We start from the raw sequence: 5,722 nt of genomic DNA on the forward strand, positions 1-5,722 counted from the left end.
GGTCTGTTGTTTGAGAACTCAATAGTGTGCCATGTTTGTTGATACCGGATGTTTTATTCGGTTGATTGGTTGTCGCCGTCCTGCCTCCGTGGGGTGGTGGCGACATTTTCAGCCGGGGTTTGATGTTTTCGTTGTTTTTTTGACGGAGAGTTTGATCCTGGCTCAGGACGAACGCTGGCGGCGTGCTTAACACATGCAAGTCGAACGATGATGCCCAGCTTGCTGGGCGGATTAGTGGCGAACGGGTGAGTAATACGTGAGTAACCTGCCCTTGACTCTGGGATAAGCCTGGGAAACTGGGTCTAATACTGGATACTACTTCCTGCCGCATGGTGGGTGGTGGAAAGGGTTTTACTGGTTTTGGATGGGCTCACGGCCTATCAGCTTGTTGGTGGGGTAATGGCTCACCAAGGCGACGACGGGTAGCCGGCCTGAGAGGGTGACCGGCCACACTGGGACTGAGACACGGCCCAGACTCCTACGGGAGGCAGCAGTGGGGAATATTGCACAATGGGCGGAAGCCTGATGCAGCGACGCCGCGTGAGGGATGACGGCCTTCGGGTTGTAAACCTCTTTCAGTAGGGAAGAAGCGAGAGTGACGGTACCTGCAGAAGAAGCGCCGGCTAACTACGTGCCAGCAGCCGCGGTAATACGTAGGGCGCAAGCGTTGTCCGGAATTATTGGGCGTAAAGAGCTCGTAGGCGGTTTGTCGCGTCTGCTGTGAAAGCCCGGGGCTCAACCCCGGGTCTGCAGTGGGTACGGGCAGACTAGAGTGCAGTAGGGGAGACTGGAATTCCTGGTGTAGCGGTGAAATGCGCAGATATCAGGAGGAACACCGATGGCGAAGGCAGGTCTCTGGGCTGTTACTGACGCTGAGGAGCGAAAGCATGGGGAGCGAACAGGATTAGATACCCTGGTAGTCCATGCCGTAAACGTTGGGCACTAGGTGTGGGGGACATTCCACGTTTTCCGCGCCGTAGCTAACGCATTAAGTGCCCCGCCTGGGGAGTACGGCCGCAAGGCTAAAACTCAAAGGAATTGACGGGGGCCCGCACAAGCGGCGGAGCATGCGGATTAATTCGATGCAACGCGAAGAACCTTACCAAGGCTTGACATTCACCGGACCGCCCCAGAGATGGGGTTTCCCTTCGGGGCTGGTGGACAGGTGGTGCATGGTTGTCGTCAGCTCGTGTCGTGAGATGTTGGGTTAAGTCCCGCAACGAGCGCAACCCTCGTTCTATGTTGCCAGCACGTGATGGTGGGGACTCATAGGAGACTGCCGGGGTCAACTCGGAGGAAGGTGGGGATGACGTCAAATCATCATGCCCCTTATGTCTTGGGCTTCACGCATGCTACAATGGCCGGTACAAAGGGTTGCGATACTGTGAGGTGGAGCTAATCCCAAAAAGCCGGTCTCAGTTCGGATTGAGGTCTGCAACTCGACCTCATGAAGTCGGAGTCGCTAGTAATCGCAGATCAGCAACGCTGCGGTGAATACGTTCCCGGGCCTTGTACACACCGCCCGTCAAGTCACGAAAGTTGGTAACACCCGAAGCCGGTGGCCTAACCCCTTGTGGGAGGGAGCCGTCGAAGGTGGGACTGGCGATTGGGACTAAGTCGTAACAAGGTAGCCGTACCGGAAGGTGCGGCTGGATCACCTCCTTTCTAAGGAGCCGTTGACCGCCGTGTGGTGGTCGCCCCCGCTTCAGTGCCCGTCCGTGGTGCTGGTGGGGTGAGCTCATGGGTGGAATATCAACGAGCAAGTGGCCGCACTCCTCCTGTTTCCTGGTTCGCCGGGGGCGGGGGTTGCCGGCCGGGTCGGGTCCCAGTACCTGTCCCACCGTGGCGGACCCTTTGCGGGTTCGCACGGTGTGGGTGGTGGAAGAGAGACCGGTCCGGTGGTGGGTGTGGTCCGTGGCGCACTATTGGGTCCTGAGACAACAGGCCCCGTCCTCCTTTGGTGGGGGGTGGGGGTGTTGTGTCGCAGGTTCCCGGCGTCCTGCCGGTGGTCGTGTCCCCTGTAGGGGCTGCTGCCACCAGTGTGCAGGGTGTGCGGGTTGTTGTTTGAGAACTGTATAGTGGACGCGAGCATCTTAAGAACAGGTGCCGCAAGCAGCCGGGCGTCTCCCTCTTCTCGCAAGAGGTGGGGGTGTGTCTGGTGGGTTGTGGTGCCGTGTTCGTGATTGATCGCCGAGATACCGCTGCCGTGCCCCTTGGGGTGTGGTGGTGGTGGTATCGGTGTGTTCTGTGATCATGTGGCAAGTTTTTAAGGGCGCACGGTGGATGCCTTGGCATCAGGAGCCGATGAAGGACGCGGTAATCTGCGATAAGCCTCGGGGAGCTGATAAACGAGCTGTGATCCGAGGGTCTCCGAATGGGGAAACCCCGCCGCGTGTTATGCGTGGTGACCCGCACCTGAATTCATAGGGTGTGTGGAGGGAACGTGGGGAAGTGAAACATCTCAGTACCCACAGGAAGAGAAAACAACAGTGATTCCGTCAGTAGTGGCGAGCGAACGCGGAAGAGGCCAAACCGATGGTGTGTGATACCCGGCAGGGGTTGCATCATCGGGGTCGTGGGGCGTGTCGTCCCGGGTCTGCCGGCCCGGGCGTGTGAGTGCAGGGCGATAGTCGAACCGGTGTGAGTGCCGGACCGGAGAGGGTGAGAGTCCCGTAGACGAAATCGTTGCTGCCGCACGGAGCGCGTACCCAAGTAGCACGGGGCCCGAGAAATCCCGTGTGAATCTGCCAGGACCACCTGGTAAGCCTAAATACTACCTGATGACCGATAGCGGACCAGTACCGTGAGGGAAAGGTGAAAAGTACCCCGGGAGGGGAGTGAAATAGTACCTGAAACCGTGTGCCTACAAACCGTCGGAGCCCTACAAGGTGACGGCGTGCCTTTTGAAGAATGAGCCTGCGAGTTAGTGTTACGTCGCGAGGTTAACCCGTGAGGGGTATCCGTAGCGAAAGCGAGTCTGAACAGGGCGAGTGAGTGGCGTGATCTAGACCCGAAGCGAAGTGATCTACCCATGGCCAGGTTGAAGCGCGTGTAAGAGCGCGTGGAGGACCGAACCCACTTCAGTTGAAAATGGAGGGGATGAGCTGTGGGTAGGGGTGAAAGGCCAATCAAACTTCGTGATAGCTGGTTCTCCCCGAAATGCATTTAGGTGCAGCGTTACGTGTTTCTTGCCGGAGGTAGAGCTACTGGATGGCCGATGGGCCCTACAAGGTTACTGACGTCAGCCAAACTCCGAATGCCGGTAAGTGAGAGCGTAGCAGTGAGACTGTGGGGGATAAGCTTCATAGTCGAGAGGGAAACAGCCCAGACCACCAACTAAGGCCCCTAAGCGTGTGCTAAGTGGGAAAGGATGTGGAGTTGCTTAGACAACCAGGAGGTTGGCTTAGAAGCAGCCACCCTTGAAAGAGTGCGTAATAGCTCACTGGTCAAGTGATTCCGCGCCGACAATGTAGCGGGGCTCAAGTACACCGCCGAAGTTGTGGCATTGCACCAATGATACCCAACCAGGGCATTGATCCTGGTTCAGGTGGTGCGATGGGTAGGGGAGCGTCGTGTGGGCAGTGAAGCTGCGGGGTGACCCAGTGGTGGAGCCCACACGAGTGAGAATGCAGGCATGAGTAGCGAATGACGGGTGAGAAACCCGTCCGCCGGATGATCAAGGGTTCCAGGGTCAAGCTAATCTGCCCTGGGTCAGTCGGGACCTAAGGCGAGGCCGACAGGCGTAGTCGATGGACAACGGGTTGATATTCCCGTACCGGCGAAGAACCGCCCCTATCGAACCGGGGACACTAACCACCCGAACCGGGCCATGCGGTGACCATTGGTCGCCGCCGGCACCGGGGAGCGTGGGACCTGAACCGGGGAGGTAAGCGTATTAACAGGTGTGACGCAGGAAGGTAGCCGAGCCGGGCGATGGTAGACCCGGTCTAAGCGTGTAGGGCGATCCGTTGGCAAATCCGCGGATCACGAGCCTGAGACGTGACGGGACCCCCATTCGTGGGGGGATTCGGTGATCCTATGCTGCCGAGAAAAGCATCGACGCGAGGTTCCAGCCGCCCGTACCCCAAACCGACACAGGTGATCAGGTAGAGAATACTAAGGCGATCGAGAGAATCATGGTTAAGGAACTCGGCAAAATGCCCCCGTAACTTCGGGAGAAGGGGGGCCCCGACCGTGGACACCACTTGCTGGTGCGAGCGGGTAAGGGCCGCAGAGACCAGGGGGAAGCGACTGTTTATCAAAAACACAGGTCCGTGCGAAGTCGCAAGACGATGTATACGGACTGACTCCTGCCCGGTGCTGGAAGGTTAAGAGGACCTGTTAGCCTCACGGCGAAGCGGAGAATTTAAGCCCCAGTAAACGGCGGTGGTAACTATAACCATCCTAAGGTAGCGAAATTCCTTGTCGGGTAAGTTCCGACCTGCACGAATGGAGTAACGACTTCCCCGCTGTCTCAACCATGAACTCGGCGAAATTGCAGTACGAGTAAAGATGCTCGTTACGCGCAGCAGGACGGAAAGACCCCGAGACCTTTACTATAGTTTGGTATTGGTGTTCGGTGTGGCTTGTGTAGGATAGGTGGGAGACGGTGAAGCGGGCACGCCAGTGCACGTGGAGTCAACGTTGAAATACCACTCTGGTCACTCTGGACATCTAACTTCGGCCCGTGATCCGGGTCAGGGACAGTGCCTGATGGGTAGTTTAACTGGGGCGGTTGCCTCCTAAAGAGTAACGGAGGCGCCCAAAGGTTCCCTCAGCCTGGTTGGCAATCAGGTGTCGAGTGTAAGTGCACAAGGGAGCTTGACTGTGAGAGCGACAGCTCGAGCAGGGACGAAAGTCGGGACTAGTGATCCGGCGGTACATTGTGGAATGGCCGTCGCTCAACGGATAAAAGGTACCTCGGGGATAACAGGCTGATCTTGCCCAAGAGTCCATATCGACGGCATGGTTTGGCACCTCGATGTCGGCTCGTCGCATCCTGGGGCTGGAGTTGGTCCCAAGGGTTGGGCTGTTCGCCCATTAAAGCGGTACGCGAGCTGGGTTCAGAACGTCGTGAGACAGTTCGGTCCCTATCCGCTGCGCGCGCAGGAAATTTGAGAAGACCTGTCCTTAGTACGAGAGGACCGGGACGGACGAACCTCTGGTATGGCAGTTGTACCGCCAGGTGCACCGCTGCTTCGCTACGTTCGGAAGAGATAACCGCTGAAAGCATCTAAGCGGGAAGCTCGCTTCGAGATGAGATTTCCATACACCTAGTGTGTGAGAGGCCCCCAGCTAGACCACTGGGTTGATAGGCCGGAGGTGGAAGCACGAACCAACGACGTGTGCAGCCGACCGGTACTAATAAGCCGACAACTTACACCACACCCCACCCCCCAACACCGTTGGGACAACACGGGTGGGGTCACCACAGAACACCGCGTCCACTATACGGCTCCCAACCAACAACCCCCACGGTTGTCGGCGGGATCCGCAATTGAATACCGCCCACCACGGGCGGACACCACAGCAGCACAATGACTGTGACCAGTTTTCCCCCACCACCCGCACACCGGGTGACACCGGGGGTAGCAGAGTTACGGCGGTCATAGCGTGGGGGAAACGCCCGGTCCCATCCCGAACCCGGAAGCTAAGACCCGCAGCGCCGATGGTACTGCACCCGGAAGGGTGTGGGAGAGTAGGACACCGCCGGACCACACCA

General features: G+C 58.1%; 3 rRNA genes. All 3 read left to right on the forward strand.

The features are described 5' to 3' along the window. Positions 1-139: 139 nt before the first annotated feature. The 3 genes from RF644_RS18600 to rrf all read left to right on the forward strand — a co-directional run bounded on the left by RF644_RS18600 (position 140) and on the right by rrf (position 5,715). Positions 140-1,665, forward strand: a 16S ribosomal RNA gene (locus RF644_RS18600). A 590-nt stretch (positions 1,666-2,255) separates the two neighbouring features. After that, a 23S ribosomal RNA gene (locus RF644_RS18605) occupies positions 2,256-5,385 on the forward strand. A gap of 213 nt (positions 5,386-5,598) precedes the next feature. Continuing rightward, positions 5,599-5,715: ribosomal RNA gene (gene rrf / locus RF644_RS18610) — 5S ribosomal RNA — on the forward strand. The 16S, 23S and 5S rRNA genes sit together here, the layout of an rRNA operon. Positions 5,716-5,722 lie beyond the last annotated feature (7 nt).

The organism is Kocuria sp. CPCC 205258 (genome assembly GCF_040981005.1).
Classification (GTDB): Bacteria; Actinomycetota; Actinomycetes; order Actinomycetales; family Micrococcaceae; genus Kocuria; species Kocuria rosea.